Source organism: Rathayibacter sp. VKM Ac-2805 (assembly GCF_009834265.1).
Lineage (GTDB): Bacteria > Actinomycetota > Actinomycetes > Actinomycetales > Microbacteriaceae > Rathayibacter.
Genome location: NZ_CP047185.1, coordinates 2,408,745 through 2,429,009, shown reverse-complemented (window position 1 = coordinate 2,429,009; position 20,265 = coordinate 2,408,745). Strand labels below are relative to the sequence as shown.

Here is a 20,265-nt window from a genome sequence, read left to right as displayed (position 1 = left end):
ATCAGATCTCCTGGGCGAAGTTGCCCTCGAGGCGGCGGAAGATCCGGTGGCCGATCCACACGAACACCAGCCCGACGACGAGGACGATGAGAAGGCGCAGCTCCATGTCCGGCGGCCACACCTGGGGGGCGATCTCGTTGCCGTCGATGATGCTGACGCGCGAGCCGTCTCCCCAGATCGCGCGCTGGAAGGCGAGGATCGCGTTCGAGATCGGGTTGATCAGGTAGAGCTGCTCGGCCCAGCCGTGGCCCGCTCCGGTGGAGGCGGCGACGACGAAGTTCCACGCGTAGACGATGGGGGAGAGCCAGAAGAAGATCTGCAGCCCGACCTCGACGAGGAACTGGACGTCGCGGAGGTAGACGTTGAGGGCCGAGAGGGCCAGGGCCAGCGCGAGGCCGTACACGAGCACGATCGCCAGCGCGGGCACGATGTAGAGGAGCTGGACGCCGAAGATCAGCGAGCCCGTGAGGACGGCTCCCGCGATCAGGACGACGAACTGCACACCGAAGTTGAAGAGGGCCGAGCCGATGGCCGCCACCGGGAAGATCTCCCGCGGCAGGTACACCTTCTTGATCAGTCCGCCGTTGCCGAGGATCGACGTGGTGCCCGCGGTCACGATCTCGCTGAACAGGCCCCAGAGGGTGAGCCCCGAGAAGACGAAGATCGCGAAGTTCGGGACGCCGCGAGAGGCCCCGAGGATCTGGCCGATCGCCACGTAGTAGATGAGGAGCATGATCAGCGGCCGGACGAGGCTCCAGACGAAGCCCAGGCTGCTGTCCTTGTAGCGCGACTTCAGCTCGCGCCCCACGAGCAGGCGGAGCAGCTCGCGGTGCCGCAGGATCTCGGCGAGGGAGGCGACGAAGCCGCCCGAGCCGCCGCCGACGGCCGACGTGGTGCCGGCGATCTGGAACGGCTCGTCGGCGATCGCGCGCGCGCGATCCACAGCTTTGCTGGGCATGGAACTCCAAGCTCTCGGCCTCCGCCGGGCGACGGACCGCATCATTATACGTGCGGCCCACCCTGGAGCCCCCTGGCTGGCGTGCCGGTGCGAGGCGCATGGCGGGTAGTCTTGCTCCCGCTCGCCGACTGAACGACACGAACGAGGTGTTCGCCATGCCCACGCAGCCTTCCGACGTCCCCCTGGACCCGGCGCCGCAGAGCGCTGGGGACCCCGCCCCCGTCCTCGGCGGCACGGGCGAGGACGCTCCTCCCGCTCCCGACCCGAGCCTCGAGTCGGCCGTCGGCGACGCCGCTCCCGCAGCCGTCCCGGCGGAGCCCGCGCGCACGTCCGGGGTTCCGGTGGAGCCCCGTCTCGCCGAGCCCGAGTCCCCGGACGAGGAGCTCGCCCGCCTGCGCGCGCAGGTCGACTCGCTCCTCAACGACCCCTTCGACGAGTGGGTCGAGCGGATCCAGGTGGGCGGAGTGACCGCCTCCGGCTTCGAGCGCACCCTCTCCTGGCGGGTGACGAAGCCGCTCCGCCTGGTGCGCACCTTCCAGATCCGCGTCGAGCAGCTCGGGCTGTCGGGCGCCGTCGGCCACAGCGCGCGCTTCGTGAAGCGCCGCCTGTCCGGTCGGGCGCGATGAGCGACCGGTCGCAGGTCTCGGCCGCCGGCTCGGCCGCCGCGCGCGCCCACCGCACGGAGGCGATGCTGCAGCGCCTGGAGCAGATCGGCGCGCTCCTCTTCGACGAGGAGCGCCGCGCCTCGCTGCGCACCCGCGGGCCCGGCCCGTACCTCGACGAGGTGGCCCGAGAGATCCGCTCGCGCCAGGACGACGAGCTGACCTGGGTCGCGCTGGTGTCGTTCACGGCCGCGTACCCGACGAGCGAGCTGTTCGACTGGTTCCGCCGCGCCCTCGAGCTCGCCCCCGAGGAGGCGGCGCTGCGCATCTTCCTCGAGGCCGGCTCCCGCACCGCGACCGGGTTCGCCGATCTGGACGCCCGCGTCGAGGTCGTCACCGGGGCCGTCCTGATCGACGTCGACTTCCCCGCCCGCCACGGGCACAACACCGGCGTCCAGCGGGTCGTGCGCCAGACCGTGTCCCGCTGGGACGCCGAGCACGAGATCGTCCCGGTCGCCTGGGTCCACGGATCGATGTCCTTCCGGCGCCTGAGCGCGATCGAGCACGAGCGCGTCGTCGACTGGTCCTCCGCCGGGCGGCGCGACTGGGAGCACGGCGATCCGGAGCGCATCGAGTTCGTCGTGCCCTACCGCAGCGTCGTCGTCATCCCCTCGGTGCCCGACTACAACCAGTGCGGGCCGCTCGCGGCCCTCGCCGAGTACTCCGGCAACGAGGTCGTCGTCCTCGGCCACGACGCGATCCCCGTCGTCAGCGCCGACACGGTGCCGCCGGAGGAGACGGTGCGCTTCGTCAACTTCCTCTCCGTGGTCAAGCACGCCGAGCGCGTCGCCACGGTGAGCGCCGCGGCCGCGCTGGAGTTCGAGGGCTTCGTGCGCGCGCTCCCCGCTCAGGGCCTCACCGGCCCGACCGTCGTCCCGGTCCCGCTGCCCGTGGAGCTCCCGGACGGCCTGCGCTCCGAGGGCCGGAGCGCGTCCGGCCTGCCGCTCGTGCTCTGCGTCGGCAGCCAGGAGCCCCGCAAGAACCACCTCGCGGTGCTGCACGCCGCCGAGGTCCTCTGGCGCGAGGGCCTGCGCTTCCGCGTCCGCTTCATCGGCGGGGCCAACCCGTGGGCGCACCAGGTCTTCGATCCCCGCGTGCGCGAGCTGGTCGCCGCCGGGCGCCCGGTCGAGGTGCTCCGCGGAGCCGACGACGACGTCCTGATCGCGAGCTACCGGGAGGCGCTGTTCCTGGCGTTCCCGTCGCTGCACGAGGGGTACGGCCTGCCGGTCGCCGAGGCGCTGTCGATCGGGCTCCCCGTGCTGACCTCGCGCTACGGCAGCACGGCGCAGATCGCCGAGCACGGCGGATGCGTCCTGATCGACCCGGAGTCCGACGAGGAGATCACCGACGGCATGCGCCGCCTGCTGACGTCGCCGGAGCTCGTCGACGAGCTCCGCCTCGAGGCGGCAGAGCGGCCCGAGCGCACCTGGGACGACTACGCCCGGGAGCTGTGGGCCGCCCTGATCGGCCCCTCGGCCCTCATCGAGCACGAGGAGGCGCCCCGTGCGCTCTAAGCAGTACCTGGTCGACCGTCTCGCCACCCTGGTGCGCACCCTGGCCCCCACCGTGGAGCCGCTGGGCAGCGTCGACGCCCTCACGGGACAGCTGAGCGTTCTGCTGCCCGCCCCCACCGACCGCGAGGTCTGGCTGGTGCTCGCCGTCCTCCGCGGCACGCTTCCGCGCCGGGAGGACGTCGTCGACGGCCGCCGCCGGGCCCGGCTGGACGGCACCGCCGGTCTGCTCACCCACGCCGCGTCCACCATCGCCTCGAACCGGGTCTTCGCCCGCTTCCACCACCCCGAGGTCGAGGTGGTCGTCGGCGCGGTCGTCGTCGACGTTCACCACACCGCGCGCACGGGACTGGCCACGGGCATCCAGCGCGTGGTGCGCCAGAGCCTCGTCCGCTGGACGCGCGACCACGAGATCCTGCTCGCCGGCTGGGACTCGACCCACGAGTCGCTCGTCATGCTCACCCCGGAGCAGAGCCGGAACGCCGTCTCGGGCGACGTGCCCGACGCCGCGGAGGACCGCTCCCGCGTGATCGTCCCGTGGCAGGGCACCTACCTCCTGCCCGAGCTCGCCGTGGAGGACGAGCGGACGTCGCGCGTCTCCGCTCTGGCCGAGTTCAGCGGCAACCGCACGGGCACCATCGGCTTCGACTGCGTGCCTGTCACCACCGCCGAGACGGCGAGCACCGGCATCAGTGCCGCCTTCTCGCGCACGCTCGTCGCCGTGTCGCACATGGACCGCATCGCGACCATCTCCGAGGCGGCCGCGACCGAGTACTCCGGCTGGCGCCACATGCTCGGCAGCGTCGGGATGCAGGGGCCGGACATCCGGCCGATCCTGCTGCCCTCGCAGCCGGAGAGCGTCTCGGACGAGGAGCTGGCCACCGCCGCGCGCTCGCTGGTGACCGGTGACCTCCCGCTCGTCGTCTGCGTCGGCAGCCACGAGCCGCGGAAGAACCACCTGGCGGTGCTCCAGGCCGCCGAGCTGCTCTGGCGCCGGGGCGTGCGCTTCAGCCTGGTCTTCATCGGCGGCAACGCCTGGAGCAGCGCCGAGTTCGAGTACCGACTCGAGGTCCTCGAGGGCCAGGGCCGTCCGGTCCGCTCGCTCTCCAAGATCACCGACGCGCTGCTCTGGAGCGCCTACCGCCTGGCCCGGTGCACCGTGTTCCCCTCGATCAACGAGGGCTACGGTCTCCCGATCGTGGAGTCGATCTCGGTCGGCACCCCGGTCGTGACCTCCGGATTCGGCAGCATGCACGAGGTCTCCGCCTCGGGCGGCGCGCTGTTCGTCGATCCGCACGACGACCACGACATCGCCGCGGCCCTCGAGCGGCTGCTGACCGACGACGAGCTGCACGCGCGGCTCTCGGCGGAGGCGCTCGCGATCGACGGCGGCACCTGGGACGAGTACGCCTCCCGCGTCTGGTCGTACCTCGTCGAGGGCGAGGGCGTCGACGAGCGGGGCCGGGCCGAGCAGTCGGGCGCGACCGCCTAGGCGTCCTCGATCCACCGCGTGCAGAAGGCCCCCGCTCCAGGAGCGGGGGCCTTCTGCACGCGGCGCGCGGCTCAGCGGGAGCGGCGCGCCAGCTCGAGGTCGTTCTCGACCATGCGGGCGACGATCTCCTCGAAGCCGACGGTGGGCGCCCAGCCGAGCACCTCGCGGGCCCGGGAGGAGTCGCCGCGCATCTCGGGTGCGTCCACGGGGCGCGCGAACCGCGGGTCGATCGTGACCCGCTGCTCCCAGTCGTCGACGCCGGCCGCGGTGAAGGCGGCACGGACGAAGTCGCGGACCGAGTGCGCGACTCCGGTCGCCACGACGTAGTCGCCCGCCTCCTCGGCGCGCGAGGCGCGCACGAGGGCGTCCACGTAGTCGGGGGCCCAGCCCCAGTCGCGGCGCGCGTCGAGATTGCCGAGCGAGAGCTCCGACTCGGCGCCCGTCGCGATCGCCGCGACTCCGGCGGTGATCTTGCGGGTGACGAAGCCGAGCGGCCGACGCGGCGACTCGTGGTTGTAGAGGATGCCGGACGAGGCGTGCAGCCCGCGGCCGCGGTAGACCGCGACGAGGTGGTGCGCGAACGCCTTCGCGGCTCCGTAGGGCGAGACCGGGCGGATCGGGGTCCGCTCGGTCTGCGGGTTCTCGGTCGCGGCCCCGAAGATCTCGGAGGACGAGGCCTGGACGAAGCGGACCTCCCGGCCCGCCGACTCCTGGAGCGCCAGCGAGGCCTCCAGGAGCGCGGCGACCGCGGTGCCGGTCACCTCGGCCGTGAGCACGGGCTCCTTCCACGAGAGCGCGACGGAGGAGAGGCCGGCGAGGTGGAAGACCGTGTCCGGCCGCGCCTCCGCGACGATGCGGCCGAGGCCGGAGGCGTCGCGGAGATCGCCCTCGAAGGGGCGGACGGCGGCGGGAAGAGCGGCGTCGTCGGTCCCGCGCACGAGCGCGGAGACCTCCCAGCCGTCGGCGAGCAGGCGCTCGACGAGGTAGCCCCCGTCCTGACCGCTCGCTCCGGTGACGAGAGCGGCAGGCATGACTACTTGATCAGCGCGGACTGCTCGGCGAGGTCGTTCTCGACCATCATCGCCACGAGCTCGGGGAACGAGACCTTCGGCTCCCAGCCGAGGACGTCGCGCGCCTTCGCCGGGTCGCCGATCAGCAGGTCCACCTCGGCGGGACGCATGAACGCGGGGTTCTGAGTGACGTACGGGGTCCAGTCCTCGATGCCGACGTGGTTGAAGGCGATGTCGAGGTACTCGCGGATCTCGTGGGTCTCGCCGGTCGCGACCACGTAGTCGTCGCCCTCGGGCTGCTGCAGCATGCGCCACATCGCGTCGACGTAGTCGCCGGCGAAGCCCCAGTCGCGCTTCGCGTCGAGGTTGCCGAGCTCCAGCGTCTCCTGGAGGCCGAGCTTGATGCGGGCGACCGCGAGGCTGATCTTGCGCGTGACGAACTCCGGTCCGCGGCGGGGCGACTCGTGGTTGAAGAGGATGCCGGAGGAGGCGTGCATGCCGTACGACTCGCGGTAGTTGATGGTCATGTAGTGGCCGAACACCTTGGCCACGCCGTAGGGCGAGCGCGGCCAGAGCAGCGTCTCCTCGCTCTGCGGGACCTGCTGGACCTTGCCGAACATCTCGGAGGAGGAGGCCTGGTAGAACTTCACGCGCGACATGTCGGAGCCGGCGTAGAGGCGGGTCGCCTCGAGGATGTTGAGCACGCCCTTGCCGGTCACGTCGGTGGTGAGCGACGCGTTCTCCCACGAGTAGGCGACGAACGAGATCGCTCCGAGGTTGTAGACCTCGTCGGGCTGGGCGGCGGCGAGCACGCGCACGAGGCTCGACACGTCGGTGAGGTCGCCGGTGAGCAGGGTCACCTCGGGCACGGTGCGGCGGACCAGCTCGTACTTGGGGTTGTTCTGCCCGCGGACGAGCCCGAAGACCTCGTAGCCCTTCGAGAGGAGGAGCTCGGCGAGGTAGAGGCCGTCCTGGCCGGTGATTCCGGTGATCAAAGCGCGGGGCACGTGGTGGTCCAATTCGTCGGGGTCGATGACAGCGGGACACATACTACCCACGGGCACGGCCGGGCGCCGGGAGCGGTGCGGCCCGCCGGTATCCTGGCCGGGCTTCGGACCGATTGGACGCCATGCCGGAACTCCGCCCCGTCACGCTCGCCGTGCTCACCGTCGACCCGGGCGGGATGGGCGGCGGCGAGACCTACGCGCGCGCGCTCACGCGCCTCCTGGCGCCGCGGCCGGGGGAGGAGGGGCCCGACGTGCAGGTGCTCGTCCCCGAGAACGCGCGCGGCTTCAGCGAGGGCGTGCCCGAGGTCGTGGCCGAGGGGGTCGTCAGCGGGGCGGGCCACCGCCGCCGGGCCGTGGGGATGATCCAGGCGCTCCTGCGCACGCCGCGCCTGCGCCGGCGCCTGGGCCGGGACGCGGTGCTCTACTTCCCGTTCACGGTCCCGCTCCCGTGGCCGTCGCGGCGGCAGGGGCACGTGCAGATGCTGTTCGACCTGCAGCACCGCGACCTCCCGCACCTCTTCCCCCGCGTCGAGCGCGTCTTCCGCCGGCTCGCCTACGAGGCGACCGCTCGCCGCGCCGACGCGGTCATCACCATCAGCGCCTTCACCAAGGGGCGGATCGTCGAGCTGCTGGGCATCCCGGAGGAGCGGATCCACGTGTCGCATCTCGGCGTGGACACCCGGCGCTTCGTCGCGAATCTGGGGACACGCGAGGACTTCGTCTTCTACCCGGCGCGCGCCTGGCCGCACAAGAACCACGCCCGCCTGTTCGAGGCGGTGCGCCTGCTGCGGGAGGAGGGGCACTCCCTCCGGCTCGTGCTGACGGGAGGGGACCTGGACCGCCTCGGCCCGCTGCCGGACTTCGTCGAGTGGCGCGGCCACGTCACTCCGGAGGAGCTCGCCGACCTCTACCGCCGAGCCGCGGTGCTGGCGTTCCCGAGCCTCTACGAGGGCTTCGGCCTCCCGCCGATCGAGGCGATGGCGTCGGGATGCCCGGTCGCCGCCTCCGACGCGGGCTCGCTCCCGGAGATCTGCGGGGACGCCGCGGTCTACGTCGATCCGCTCGAGCCGCGCTCGATCGCGGACGGGATCCTCGAGGCGATCGAGCGGACCGGCGAGCTCGGCCCGCTCGGCGTCGAGCGTGCCCGGTCCTTCAGCTGGGAGCGCTGCCGGGAGGAGCACCTCGCCGTGCTCCGCCAGGTGGCGCGGCGGCACGGGCGCTGAGGAGTCCGGTCAGTCCCGCGGGTGCAGGAGCCGGCGCCAGCTCAGTCCCTGAGCCGCGCGCATCGCGCAGAGCACCACGAGCAGCCAGCCGGCGTCGAGCAGGATCGAGCTCTCGGCCAGCGCGGTGACCATCAGCACGGTCAGCACCAGCACCGGCCAGACGTGCACGACCGCCTTGCGCTCGGAGGCGATCAGCCAGGAGCGCCAGAGCGCGAGGCCGATCAGCACGACGAAGAGGACCACCCCGACCGCGCCGACCTGCAGGGCCACGTCGAAGAGCGCGTTGAGGCTCGACGAGTGAGGGCGGCCCGAGAGGTAGTCGATGGCGGTGAAGGGGTAGAGGTCGGGCCGCCAGTAGCCCACCCAGCCCCAGCCGACGATCGGAGCGAGGTCCGTGAAGCGCCAGACCTGCTGCCAGAGCCGCAGCCGGAACTCGAACTCGCTGCCCGCGTTCAGCAGCTCGATCACCCGGTAGCGCAGGAGCCACACGGTGAGGGAGGCCGCGGCGGCGACGCCGAGCACCGCGAACTGCCGCCGACGGCGGTGGGTGCCGTCGCCGTGGCGCACCCAGCGCAGAGCGAGGGCGACGACGACGGCCACGGCGAGCACGCCCGCGCTCACGGCGGAGCGCGTGAAGAGGAGGGTGACCGCGGCGAGGGCGATCGAGGCGACGGCCGGCCCGCGGGCGACGGAGCGGGTCATCAGCTCCACCGAGAACGTCACGATCGCCAGCAGGCAGACCAGCCCGAGCTGGTTGCGCGTGCCGACGAGTCCCTGGATCGGCCCGCCGACCGCGAGCAGGCCCTCCACGCCGAGGAAGCGCAGCGGCTGGTCGATCAGCACCCCCGAGAGCACCTCCACGGCCAGCGAGGCGATCAGCACGACCCGCAGCACGTCGCCGACCGAGCGGATGATCTGGATGATGTCGCGCGTGAGGCCGATCGCGATCGCCAGGAACGCCAGGGCGAACTGGTAGACGACGCTCGAGACCGTGGCCCAGGTGTAGTCGCTCCACAGCACGCTGAGCGCGATCCAGCCGAGGAACACCAGGATGCTCGTGGGCAGCAGGCCCTCCCAGTCGAGCCGCCCGCGCCGCAGGACGAGCATGACCGCGGCGAGGGCGGTGAGCGTGGCGACGGCGGCGATGTAGCCGGGCCAGCCGATGAGTCCGCGGACCGCCGGGGCGCAGAGGACGGTGACGAGAGTGGTCTGCGCGAGGGCCGCCGCGAACTGCGGGGACGCCGTCGCGTCGGCGACGGAGGCGGGGAGCGAGGGACGGCGGGGCCTCATCGCCTCGGGGAGGCGTCGGCGAGGGGGAGCGGGGTCGCGGCGAGGACCTCGGGCGTCTCGGTCGCCGGCCGCTTGGTCTGCACCGCGAAGAGGACGAGGAGCAGCCAGCCTCCCTCGATCAGGATCCGGCTCTCGAAGAGCGACTGCGCCAGGAGGGCGACCACGATCAGCAGCGGAGCGAGGCTGACGGCCGTGTAGGGGAGGGTCGAGGTCGCGTCGCGCCGCGGGCGGTCGACCGCGCGGAACCAGGAGCGCCACAGCGTCGAGACGGCGAGCGCCGCGAAGAGGACGAGGCCGACCGCTCCGAGCTGGAGGGCGACGTCGAGCCAGGCGTCGTGGGCCTGCAGGTAGAGCACGCCCTTGCGCTCGGCGAGGGTGTCGAACGGGGCGGCCCAGGGAGCCCAGTAGCTGACCCAGCCCCAGCCGAGGACCGGGCGCTGCAGCGTGAGCGCGATCACCGAGTCCCAGATGTCGAGGCGGCCCGTGGCGTCCTCGCTCTTGCCGAGCAGGCCGAGGAGGGCGCCCCAGCCCGCGGCGCCTCCGGCGACGGCGGCCACCGCCAGTCCCGCGGCGGTCAGGTAGACGGGACGGCGGCGGGACTCGCCCCTCCGGCGAGCCCAGAGCGCGAACGCGGCCGCGAGGACGACGGCGACGAGGCAGAGCAGGACGGTCGCCGAGCGGGTGAGCAGGAGGGTCGCGACGAACAGGGCGACCCAGACCGCCCCCCAGCGGCGCCGGATCGAGTGGGCCGCCAGCTCGATCGCGATCACGATCAGGCCGAGCAGGGCCAGGAAGCCGAGGAGGTTGCGGTTGCCGACGATCCCCTGGACGGGCTCGCCGGTGAAGAGGGCTGCCTGCGACCAGTAGAAGGCGTCGGGCGTCGGTCCGTCGGCGGGAGGCTCGACGCCGAACGGCAGGACGGGCTGCCGCACGACGACCGCGATCACGAGCTCGAAGAGGAGCGACAGGCCGACGGAGAGGCGCAGGGCCCGTCCGAGAGCCGTGAGCAGCTGCCGGCTGCTCAGCGTGACGGCGAGGACGACGCCGCCGAGCGTCGTCGCGAGCTGCGCCGTGACGCCGATCGCGCTCGCTCCCGGATAGGCGGACCACAGCAGCGAGAGCACCGCGAGCCCGAGGAAGAGGACCAGCGACTTCGGCGTGCGGGCCCAGCGTGGGCGGGGGCGGGCGCGGACGAGCACGGCGATCGAGGCGCCCAGGAGCACCGCGACGACGACGCCCCAGCCCCACCATCCAGCGAGGTTCCGCAGCGACTGGCCCGCCAGCAGCACGGCCAGCACCGCCACCGCGAGCGCTCGGGGAGCGGCGGGGGCGGCGCGTCGGATCATGGCGACCAGTCTAGGGAGCGGGGGCGGCGCGGCGGAGTGCCGGCCGCGCCGCGGCTCGCTCCCCGGCCGGGGCGTCCCCTCGGGGAAGACGGCTTGGACGGGAGGCTCAGACGAACGCGGCGGTGCCGGTGATGGAGCGGCCGACGATCAGCGTGTTCATCTCGCGGGTGCCCTCGTAGGAGTAGAGGGCCTCCGCGTCGGCGAAGAAGCGGGCGACGCCGTAGTCGAGGACGATGCCGTTGCCGCCCATCACCTCGCGGCACCAGGCGACGGTCTCGCGCATCCGGGCCGTCGCGTAGGCCTTCGCGAGGGCGGAGTGCTCGTCGCGCTGCTCACCTGCGTCGAGCATCTCGGACACGCGGGTCGCCAGGGCGATGCTGGCCGTGATGTTGCCGATGCTCTTGACCAGGAGGTCCTGCACCAGCTGGTGCCCGACGAGCGGCTTGCCGAACTGCACGCGCTCCTTCGCGTAGCGCAGCGCCGCGTCGTAGGCGCCGATCGCGACGCCGATGGCCTGCCAGGCGACTTCGGCACGGGTGAGCCGGAGCACCTTCGCGGTGTCGCGGAACGAGTTCGCGCCCTGCAGGCGCAGCGACTCCGGGACGCGGACGCCCTCGAGCACGATGTCGGCGTTCTGCACCGTGCGCAGGCTCTGCTTGCGCGCGATGGCGGTGGCGCGGTAGCCCGGCGTCGAGGTGGGGACGAGGAAGCCCTTCACCTGGCCGTCCTCCGCGTCCTTCGCCCAGATCACGGTCACGTCGCTGAAGGTCGCGTTGCCGATCCAGCGCTTCTCGCCGTCGAGGATCCAGTCGTCGCCGTCCCGGCGGGCGGTGGTGCGCAGGCCCTGGGCGGAGTCGGAGCCGGAGTGCGGCTCGGTGAGGCCGAAGGCGCCGACGACCTCGCCCGAGGCGAGCTTCGGCAGCCACTCGGCGCGCTGCTCCTCGGAGCCGGCGACGCCGACCGTGCCCATCACCAGGCCGTTCTGCACGCCGACGTAGGTCGCGATGCCCGCGTCCACCCGGCCCAGCTCGAGCGCCACCCAGCCGCGGAACACGGCGGAGTTCTCGATCGCGCGGGTCTCGGGCCAGGAGAGGCCGATGACGCCGGTGGCGTGGATCCCGGGGATCAGCTGCCGCGGGAACTCCGCGCGCTCCCAGTACTCGTCGGCGATCGGCCGCACCTGCTCCTCGAGGAACGCGCGGACGCCGACCAGCAGCTCCTTCTCGGCGGGCGTGAGCGCCGCCTCGAACCCGTAGAAGTCGGCCCCCAGGGTCTCGAAGGTCGTGCTGTCCATGCTCTGTGCTCCCTCGCTCGTCGGATGCGGCACGGCGACCGCTCCGACGGCGACAGTGCTGCGACTCCCAGCGTACGAAGCGCGCCTGCGAGTGCCGCGTCCTCTGGCGGAGAGCACCAACAGGCGGGCCCTCCTCCCGGGCCCGCGTTGTGGATCCTGCTAGCGTCGCAGCGGAGCGGCCCCGGCGCGTCCGGCTGAGCGGCTCGGACCCACCCCTCGGACGGAAGGCCAGCGCTCCCGTGTTCATCCCGATCGGCAACACCCCCCGCGACTACGCCTGGGGCTCGCTCACCGGCATCTCGGAGGCCCTCGGCACCGCGCCCTCCGGCGCCCCCGAGGCCGAGCTCTGGCTCGGCGCGCACCCGGGCTCGCCCGCGCGCGTCCTCGACCCCGCCTCGGTCGGCGCCGGCACGCTCGCCGAGTGGATCGCCGAGCACCCCGAGGCGGCGCTCGCCGGAGTGGAGGGGTCGGTCGATCCGGTCTCGGGCGCTCCCCGTCTGCCGTTCCTGCTCAAGATCCTCGCGGCGGGCGGGCCGCTGTCTCTCCAGGCCCACCCCTCGTCCGAGCGGGCCCGGCGCCGGTTCGTCGAGGAGGAGGAGGCCGGCATCCCGCGCGACGCCGCCGATCGCAACTACAAGGACCCGTTCCACAAGCCCGAGCTGATCTACGCGCTCAGCGAGAGCTTCGACGCGCTCTGCGGCTTCCGCGAGCCGGCGGACGCCCGGGCGCTGCTCGCCGAGCTGGCCGGGCGCGCCCCGGCGGAGGAGGCGGCCGCGATCGCGCGGTTCGCCCGGACGCTCGAGGGCGAGCCCTCGGAGGTCCTCCGCGGTGCCGTGTCGTGGCTGCTCGCCGACGGCGACCGCGCCGAGGTCGCCGCGCTGGTGTCCGCGGTCGTCGCGGCGTCCACGGGCGACGACCGCCTCGAGACGACCACGGTCCGGGACCTGGCCGAGAGCTACCCGGGCGACCCCGGCATCGTGCTCTCGCTCCTGCTCAACCGCGTCCGCCTCGCCCGCGGCGAGGTGCTCTACCTGCCCGCCGGCAACATCCACGCCTACCTCGCGGGCACGGGCGTGGAGCTGATGGCCGCCTCCGACAACGTGCTGCGCGGGGGCCTCACGCTCAAGCACATCGACGTGCCCGAGCTGGTGAGCGTGCTCGAGTTCTCGCCGCTGCCCGTGCCCTACCTCCCGGCCGAGGAGGCCGGGCCGGGCGTGCGCGTCTACCGTCCGGACGTCCCCGACTTCGTGCTCGCCGTCGTGGAGCCCGAGTCGGAGGAGCCGGCCCGCGTCGCCCTGCACGGGCCCGCCATCGCGGTCGCGACCGAGGGCTCGTTCTCGCTCGAGGGCGCCGAGGGCTCGGTCCGCGTCGAGCGCGGCGGCAGCGTGTTCGTGACCCCGTCGGAGGGCGCTCTCGCCGTCACCGGACGGGGCACGCTCTTCGTCGCGACGGTCTGACCCCTCCAGCGATCCCGGTGCCGCCCGCTCAGGCGGCGAACGTGCGGCGGTAGGCCGCCGGCGTGGTCCGCAGGACGCGCGTGAAGTGATGGCGCATCACCGCGGCCGTGCCGAAGCCGACCCGCGCGGCGACCGCCTCGAGGGTCAGCTCCGTCTCCTCCAGCAGCACCTGCGCCCGGAGGAGGCGCTGGCGGGTGAGCCAGGCGAGCGGAGTCGTGCCGAGGTCGGCCCGGAAGCGGCGCGCGAAGGTACGGGGGGCCATCACGGCGCGACGGGCCAGCGCCTCGATCGAGAGGTCCTCGTCGAGGTGCTCCAGCATCCACTCGGTGACCTCGGCCAGCGAGTCCGCGCGCGCCTCGGGAACGGGGGTCCGCAAGTACTGCGCCTGCCCGCCGTGGCGCTGCAGGGGCACGACCATCCGCCGGGCGACGACGCTCGCCGCCGTCGCGCCCAGCTCCTCGCGCACCACGTGCAGCGCCGCGTCGATGCCGGCCGCGGTGCCCGCGCTCGTCACGATGCGCCCCTCCTGCACGTAGAGGACCTCGGGGTCCACCGTGACGGAGGGGAAGCGCCGGGCGAGCTCCGCGGCGTGCATCCAGTGGGTGGTCGCGCGCCGGCCGTCGAGCAGGCCCGCCTGCGCCAGGGTGAAGGCCCCGCTGCAGACGCTGAGGATCCACGCGCCGCGCTCGTAGGCCTCGCGGAGGAGGTCGAGCACCCGCTCGTCGGCGGGCCCGCGGCCGTGGGCGGGGACGGCGATCAGGTCCGCGTCCCGGGCCGCGTCGAGACCATCGGCGATCAGCAGGTCGAATCCGAGGCTCGTCCGGACGGGGCCCGGATCGGGAGTGGCGATCCGGAAGTCGAGGGCGGGACCTCCGTCGACGCCGCGGTCGATCCCGAACACCTCGCAGACGACCCCGAACTCGAACGGCGCGAGGCCGGGCAGGGCGAGGAGGGCGACGGAGCGGAGCACGGCGGCAGGATATCGTGCACTGTCGTCATTCAGTCGATCCGTCCCGTCGACCCCCGCCGCTAGGGTGTCTTCCGGCGCGCGGAGTCGCGGGCCCGCACCGAGGAGGATCCACATGGCATGGCTGGTCACCGGGGGAGCCGGGTACATCGGGGCGCACGTGGTGCGCGCGTTCTCGGAGCAGGGCATCGACCCCGTCGTCCTCGACGACCTCTCCTCGGGGCACTCGTCGTTCGTGCCCGAGGGCGTCCCGTTCCACCAGGGCTCGATCCTCGACGAGGCCCTGCTCGACCGCGTGCTCGCCGAGCACGACATCGAGGGCGTCGTCCACGTCGCCGGGTTCAAGTACGCCGGAGTCTCGGTGCAGCGCCCCCTGCACACCTACGAGCAGAACGTCACCGGCACCATGCGCGTGCTGGCGGCGATGCAGCGCGCCGGGGTCTCCTCGATCGTCTTCTCCTCGAGCGCTGCCGTCTACGGCGCGGTCGACGTCGAGATCGTCACCGAGGACACCCCCAAGAGCCCGGAGTCGCCCTACGGCGAGTCGAAGCTGATCGGCGAGTGGCTGCTCGCGGACGCGGGGCGGGCGCACGGCGTCAGGCACGCCTCCCTGCGCTACTTCAACGTCGTCGGGTCCGGCTACCCGGACGTCTACGACACCAGCCCCCACAACCTCTTCCCCCTCGTCTTCGAGGCTCTGCTGGACGGCCGCACGCCCCGGATCAACGGCGACGACTACCCGACGCCGGACGGCACCTGCGTCCGCGACTACATCCACGTCGCCGACCTGGCGCTCGCGCACGTCGCCGCGGCGCGCCGCCTGGCCGCCGGCGAGCCGATCGACCCGGTCTACAACCTGGGCAGCGGATCCGGGGCCTCCGTCGGGGAGATCATGCGCGCGATCGCCGACAGCACCGGCATCGCCTTCACGCCCGAGGTCGCCCCGCGGCGGCCGGGCGATCCGCCCCGCATCGTCGCCTCCGGCGAGACGGCGGCCCGCGACCTGGGCTGGGAGATGCGGCACACGGTCGCCGAGATGGTGGAGAGCGCCTGGCGCGCACGGAGCGCCGCGACCGCCTGATCGGATCTCACGTTCGCGACACGCCGGTGTGTCGTGAACCCTCCACGGCGGGTTGAGGGTTTATGGTCCGCGACTTGACCTGAGCGAATGACACCGCTGTAATTACCTAGGCAGCGGCTCCGGGAGGAGCGGCCGCCGATCATCGGTTCGCAGGCGGGGTAGGAGACGGCATGACGCTTCCGGAACAGCACTCCGGAGTCCCCGAGGACTGGTTCGTCGATCCGGTCCGTCTGGGCGTGCCCGGGGTCCGACCCGGTATCGACACCGCGACCGAGGCGCCGGGGGGCGCGCTCTCCTGGCAGGTCGACTCGCTGTGCGCGCAGACCGACCCCGAGGCCTTCTTCCCCGAGAAGGGCGGCTCGACCCGCGACGCCAAGAAGATCTGCACCTCGTGCGAGGTCCGGGCGCAGTGCCTCGAGTACGCGCTCGAGAACGACGAGCGCTTCGGCATCTGGGGCGGCCTCTCCGAGCGCGAGCGCCGGAAGCTGCGCCGCCGGGCCTAGTCCCCTCCTCGCCGCGACCCGACCGACGGGGCGGCGAGCCGCAGGCGGGCGGCGCGGCGGCATCGCTTAGGGTGGTCCGCGATGTATCCACGAGTCACCGCCGTCCTCGTCGCGCGCAACGGCGCGGCCTATCTGGAACGAACCCTCGCGGCCCTGCGGGCGCAGACCCGTCAGCCCGACGCGACGGTGTTCGTCGACGGAGGCTCGAAGGACACGACCGACGAGCTCCTCGCGTCCTGGGGTCCGACGCAGCTCGTGCAGGTCGCCGAGCACCTCCCCTTCGGCCAGGCCGTGGCCCGCGCTGTCCGCGTGATGCAGCCGCCGGCCGGAGAGGACGAGTGGCTGTGGCTGCTCGCGCAGGACTCCGCCCCCGAGCCCGGCGCCCTCGCGGCGCTGCTGGGAGCCGTCGAGGTCGCCCCCTCCGTCGCGGTCGCCGGCCCCAAGATCATGGACTGGACGCGCTCCGGCTACATCCGCAGCTACGGCGAGTCGATCACCAAGCACGGCACGACCGTCCACCTCGTCGAGGACGAGCTCGACCAGGGCCAGCACGACTCCACGCCCGACGTCCTGGCCGTCGCCGCCGGCGGCATGCTCGTGCGCCACTCCCTCTGGGAGGAGCTCGGCGGCTTCGACCCCGGCCTGCCGGTCGTCGACGACGCGCTCGACTTCTCGATCCGCACCCGGCTCGCCGGGCACCGGGTCAGCCGCGTGCCGGACGCCCGCGTCACCACCGCCCGCATCGGGCTTCAGCGCCCCGACGGCCGCCGCATCGACAGCGGGGAGCGGCGCCGCGCGCGCCAGCACCGCACCGCGCAGCTGCACCGCCGGCTCGCCTACGCGCCCGTCGCGCTCCTCCTCCTGCACTGGCTCTCGCTCGTCCCGCTGGCGATCGGCCGCGCGGTCGTGCGCCTGCTGCGCAAGCAGCCCGGGCTGGTCGGAGGAGAGCTGCTCGCGGCCCTCGTCGTCGCCTTCGGGGGGACGAAGGTGCTGCGGGCCCGCACGGTGCTGCGCTCGTCGAAGAACGTGGGCTGGAAGGCCGTCGCGCCGTTGCGCATCCCGCTGGACGTGGTGCGGCAGCTGCGCTCGGTGCGCCACGACGCCGTGCGCGTGCAGGCCGGGCGGGACCGCCATCCGCTGCACTTCTTCCAGGGCGGGGGAGTGTGGGTCGTCCTCGTCGCCGCGCTCGCCGGCCTGGTGATCTACACGCCGCTCCTCGCTGCTCCCGCGCTCAGCGGCGGCGGTCTGCTGACGCTCTCGCCGACCGTCGGCGAGCTCTGGCGCAACGCGGCCTACGGCTGGCGCGACCTCGGCTCAGGGTTCATCGGCGCGGCGGACCCGTTCGCCGCCGTCCTCGCCGTGCTCGGCTCGCTGACCTTCTGGTCGCCCAGCTACTCGATGGTGCTGCTCTACCTCGTCGCGCTCCCCGCTGCCGCCCTCGGCGCCTGGCTGATGATCGCGCGGCTCACCCCGCGCGCGACCGCCCGCGCCGCCGGAGCCCTCGTCTACATCCTCGCTCCCGCCTTCTTCGCCGCGCAGGCCGACGGGCGCCCCGCCCCGCTGCTGGTGCACGTGCTGCTTCCCTGGCTCTTCTTCGCCGGGTTCGGCGCGTACCGCTCCTGGTCCGCCTCCGCGAGCGCCTCGATCCTGGCTGCGGCCGTCGTCGCGTGCGCGCCGGTGCTGGCCGTGCCGCTCCTGGTGATCTGGCTCGTCGTCGTCGCCACCTCGGGGCGGCGGATCGGCCGCTTCCTCGGCCTGCCGATCCCCGCGGCCGTCCTGCTCTTCCCGCTGGTGGTCGCCCGCGCACCGCGGGGCGACTGGCTCGGCGTCCTCGCTGATCCGGGCGTCCCGGTGCCCTCCGCGCAGTCGGACCTCGTCGCGCTGCTCGCCGGCTTCCCGGCCGGTCTGCCCGACGGATGGCTCGCGTTCCTCGGCGGTCTGGGGATCGGCGCCTCCGCCGCCCCGCTGGTCACGGCTGTGCTCGTCGTGCCGCTGATCGTCGCGGCGCTGGCCGCCCTCCTCCTCCCGAACAACCTCTCGGCCCTCGGCGGCGTCGGCGTCGCGGCGGCGGGTCTCGTGACCGCCTCGCTCGCCCAGGGCGTGCAGGTCGCGACCACCGGCTCCGAGGCGGTCTCCGTCTGGAGCGGCACCGGTCTCAGCCTCTACTGGCTCGGCCTGGTGATCGGCGCGTCGCTCTCGCTCGCCGCCGTGCGCTCGGTGCGCGTGGTGCCGGCGCTCGTCGTCACGGCCGCGGCGGCAGCACTGGTCGGTCCGCTCGCGGTGGCCTTCCCGACCGGCGCCGGCACGTCCGTGTCGACCACGTCGGACCGCTCGCTCCCCGCCTACGTGGCGGCCGAGGCCCGGAACGACCCGCGGGTGGGCACGATCGTGCTCGTCCCGCAGGCGGACGGCGGCGTCCTCGCCCGGCTGGAGCGCGGAGCGGGCGCGACCCTCGACCAGCAGTCGACCCTCGCGAACACCGGCGCCGAGAGCACGGACGCGATCGACGAGCTGGCGGGCAATCTCGTCTCGCGGACGGGCTACGACGTCCCCTCCGCGCTCGAGAGCCTCGGCGTGCGCTTCGTCGTGCTGACCGAGCCGGCCGGCACCCAGGTCGGCGACGCGGCCGCCGCCGTGCGCGCGCGGGCGGCCGTCTCCCTCGACGGCAACGCGGCGTTCTCGGCCGTCGGCGACACCCGCTACGGACTCCTCTGGACGGCCGTCGACACGGAGGGGACCCGCACCGAGGCCGCTCCGTCCGGCGTGGTCGGACCCTTCGGGATCGCCTACACGATCGCCCTCCTCCTCGTCTTCGTCGTCGCCCTCCTGCTGGCGGTGCCCACCGGGCTCTCGCTCGAGCGGGGCCGCTCCAGCGGCGCGGTCGCCGGGATCGACGACGAGCCGGGCGAGGCCACCGGCCAGTTCGACGACGGGAACGACGATGTCTGACCCCGCCGACCAGGAGAAGCAGATGCCCGAGTCCTCCGCCCGCCGCTCCCGCGCGGAGCGCCGCGCCGATCGCTCCGCGGCCTCCACGCCCGATCGCGCACCCTCGGCCGCCCGTCGGCGCCGGACGGCCCTGCGCGGTGCCGTGGGCGCGGCCGGAGTCGTGATCGCCGCGGCCGCCGTGGTCGTGCCCCAGCTCCTCCCGTCCCCCCTGGTCTCGAGCGCCGCGGAGGGCGTCGTCGTGACGCCCGTCGCGGCCGACAGCTCGCTGGTCTGCGGCGGCGATCTGATCGACGCCGGAGAGCCGGAGCAGCTGCGCGCCCTCGACGGCGCCGCGACCGCGGTCCGGCCCGAGGGCTCCACCTCGGACCCCACGATCCTCGACGAGGACGACGTCGCCGCACCGGGCACCGGCATCACCGGTCTGAGCGTGCCCGCGGGCTCCGACCCCGCTCCCGGCGGAGCCACCGTCCAGGCCATCGGCACGGACACCCTCTCCGGACTATCGGCCCGCGCCTGCGCCGAGCCCTCGGCCGACAGCTGGCTCGTGGCCGGCTCGACCGACGTCGGGCGCACCTCCGTGCTGATCCTGGCGAACCCGAGCGAGGTCGCCTCCACCGTCGACCTCACGCTCTTCTCCGAGACCGGCACCGTCCAGGCCACCGGCGCCACGGGCATCGTCGTTCCGGCCGGAGCGGTCCGCGCGCTCCCGCTCGCGGGGCTCGCCCCCGGGGTCGTCCAGCCCGTCGTGCACGTGACCGCCCGGGGCGGCGAGGTCGCCGCGAGCATGCAGAGCAGCGCCATCTCCGGCCTCACCCCGGAGGGCGTCGAGACCACCGGCCCCTCCGCCGGCCCGGACACGCTCGCCGTGATCGCCGGCTTCACCGTCACGTCTCCTCCGGCCGAGACCGCGAGCGACGACGGCAGCGGCGGCGCGGGCAGCCCCGTGCTGCGCATCCTCACCCCCGGCGACGCCGACAGCACGGTCTCGGTCGAGGTCACCAACGAGGACCCGAGCGGGTCGGGCGCCTCCACCCAGGTCGTCGTCCCCGCCGGCCTCGTCGGCGAGGTCCCGCTCACGGGCCTGGCGGACGGCTCCTACCGCATCGTCCTGCGGGCCGATCAGCCGATCGTCGCGGCGGGGCGGACGACCTCGACCGGCTCGGCCGGCACGGACTTCGCCTGGTTCGCCTCCGGCACCGCGACCACGACGCCCTTCGGCGTCGCCGGCACGGGCGAGGGCGACGCGCGACTGCACCTGGTCAACGGCAGCGACTCGACCGCCTCGGTCGAGATCGAGGCCCCGGGCGGCACCCGCACCCTCGAGCTCGGCCCGTTCGCGGCTCTCGCGACCCCGCTGGACGGCGACGGCGCGGTCGTCAGCAGCACCCAGCCCGTGCAGGCCTCGGTCTCGATCGCGCGCGACGGGCGGATCGCCTCGTACACGATCGTCCCGCCGGGACCGCTCTCCTCGCCGATCACGGTCTACTCGCACTGAGACGCGGGGCGGCGGCGCCT

16 protein-coding genes are annotated in these 20,265 nt (G+C 73.7%); 9 read left to right on the top strand and 7 right to left on the bottom strand.

The genetic code is table 11. The features are described 5' to 3' along the window. Position 1 precedes the first annotated feature (1 nt). The gene (locus GSU40_RS11255; RefSeq protein WP_104223153.1) at positions 2–958 is read right to left on the bottom strand and encodes an ABC transporter permease; all 957 of its coding nucleotides are present in this window, start codon (positions 956–958) and stop codon (positions 2–4) included. 155 nt (positions 959–1,113) lie between these two features. Between GSU40_RS11255 and GSU40_RS11250 the strand changes: the two genes are divergently transcribed. Genes GSU40_RS11250 through GSU40_RS11240 form a run of 3 tightly spaced genes read left to right on the top strand, consistent with a single transcriptional unit; the run spans position 1,114 to position 4,623 of the window. Then, on the top strand, positions 1,114–1,584 hold the full coding sequence (locus GSU40_RS11250) for a hypothetical protein (RefSeq protein ID WP_104283350.1): 471 nt from the start codon (positions 1,114–1,116) through the stop codon (positions 1,582–1,584). Continuing rightward, entirely contained in the window at positions 1,581–3,134 is a 1,554-nt protein-coding gene (locus GSU40_RS11245; protein WP_104223151.1) for a glycosyltransferase, read from the top strand. The genes GSU40_RS11250 and GSU40_RS11245 overlap by 4 nt, the downstream gene beginning before the upstream one ends. Next, positions 3,124–4,623, top strand: a complete 1,500-nt coding sequence (locus tag GSU40_RS11240) for a glycosyltransferase family 1 protein (protein ID WP_160035008.1) — start codon at positions 3,124–3,126, stop codon at positions 4,621–4,623. Before GSU40_RS11245 ends, GSU40_RS11240 begins: the two co-directional genes overlap by 11 nt. Positions 4,624–4,694: 71 nt before the next feature. Here the strand turns inward: GSU40_RS11240 and GSU40_RS11235 are convergent, their stop codons facing one another. After that, positions 4,695–5,654, bottom strand: coding sequence for a GDP-mannose 4,6-dehydratase (locus tag GSU40_RS11235; protein ID WP_160035006.1), 960 nt, complete (start codon positions 5,652–5,654; stop codon positions 4,695–4,697). 2 nt (positions 5,655–5,656) lie between these two features. After that, positions 5,657–6,640: a GDP-mannose 4,6-dehydratase gene (locus GSU40_RS11230; RefSeq protein WP_104275317.1), complete on the bottom strand. Its 984-nt coding sequence runs from the start codon at positions 6,638–6,640 to the stop codon at positions 5,657–5,659. Positions 6,641–6,762: 122 nt separating this feature from the next. Between GSU40_RS11230 and GSU40_RS11225 the strand changes: the two genes are divergently transcribed. After that, the gene (locus GSU40_RS11225) at positions 6,763–7,863 is read left to right on the top strand and encodes a glycosyltransferase family 1 protein (RefSeq protein ID WP_160035004.1); all 1,101 of its coding nucleotides are present in this window, start codon (positions 6,763–6,765) and stop codon (positions 7,861–7,863) included. A 9-nt stretch (positions 7,864–7,872) separates the two neighbouring features. Here the strand turns inward: GSU40_RS11225 and GSU40_RS11220 are convergent, their stop codons facing one another. The 3 genes from GSU40_RS11220 to GSU40_RS11210 all read right to left on the bottom strand — a co-directional run bounded on the left by GSU40_RS11220 (position 7,873) and on the right by GSU40_RS11210 (position 11,793). Further along, positions 7,873–9,153, bottom strand: a complete 1,281-nt coding sequence (locus GSU40_RS11220) for an O-antigen ligase family protein (RefSeq protein WP_104325375.1) — start codon at positions 9,151–9,153, stop codon at positions 7,873–7,875. Beyond that, entirely contained in the window at positions 9,150–10,499 is a 1,350-nt protein-coding gene (locus GSU40_RS11215) for an O-antigen ligase family protein (protein WP_160035002.1), read from the bottom strand. The genes GSU40_RS11220 and GSU40_RS11215 overlap by 4 nt, the downstream gene beginning before the upstream one ends. 106 nt (positions 10,500–10,605) lie before the next feature. Then, positions 10,606–11,793 carry an acyl-CoA dehydrogenase family protein gene (locus GSU40_RS11210; protein ID WP_104255244.1) on the bottom strand — a complete coding sequence of 396 codons (1,188 nt, stop codon included), beginning with the start codon at positions 11,791–11,793 and terminating at the stop codon, positions 10,606–10,608. 239 nt (positions 11,794–12,032) lie between these two features. Here GSU40_RS11210 and manA point away from each other — a divergent pair, with 239 nt between their 5' ends. After that, positions 12,033–13,250, top strand: coding sequence for a mannose-6-phosphate isomerase, class I (gene manA, locus GSU40_RS11205; RefSeq protein ID WP_160035000.1), 1,218 nt, complete (start codon positions 12,033–12,035; stop codon positions 13,248–13,250). Between the two features lie 28 nt (positions 13,251–13,278). On the opposite strand, the gene GSU40_RS11200 is transcribed toward manA, so the two are convergent. Beyond that, positions 13,279–14,220, bottom strand: coding sequence for a helix-turn-helix domain-containing protein (locus GSU40_RS11200; protein ID WP_160034998.1), 942 nt, complete (start codon positions 14,218–14,220; stop codon positions 13,279–13,281). A 112-nt stretch (positions 14,221–14,332) separates the two neighbouring features. On the opposite strand from GSU40_RS11200, the gene galE reads away from it, so the two are divergent. The 4 genes from galE (at position 14,333) to GSU40_RS11180 (ending at position 20,245) form a co-directional block, all read left to right on the top strand. Beyond that, positions 14,333–15,298, top strand: coding sequence for a UDP-glucose 4-epimerase GalE (gene galE / locus GSU40_RS11195; RefSeq protein ID WP_160034996.1), 966 nt, complete (start codon positions 14,333–14,335; stop codon positions 15,296–15,298). A gap of 170 nt (positions 15,299–15,468) precedes the next feature. Beyond that, positions 15,469–15,801 carry a WhiB family transcriptional regulator gene (locus tag GSU40_RS11190; RefSeq protein ID WP_104224145.1) on the top strand — a complete coding sequence of 111 codons (333 nt, stop codon included), beginning with the start codon at positions 15,469–15,471 and terminating at the stop codon, positions 15,799–15,801. Positions 15,802–15,882: 81 nt separating this feature from the next. Continuing rightward, on the top strand, positions 15,883–18,750 hold the full coding sequence (locus GSU40_RS11185; RefSeq protein WP_160034994.1) for a glycosyltransferase family 2 protein: 2,868 nt from the start codon (positions 15,883–15,885) through the stop codon (positions 18,748–18,750). Continuing rightward, complete coding sequence (locus GSU40_RS11180) at positions 18,743–20,245, top strand: DUF5719 family protein (protein WP_160034992.1); 1,503 nt, start codon at positions 18,743–18,745, stop codon at positions 20,243–20,245. The genes GSU40_RS11185 and GSU40_RS11180 overlap by 8 nt, the downstream gene beginning before the upstream one ends. The last annotated feature ends 20 nt before the right edge of the window (positions 20,246–20,265 follow it).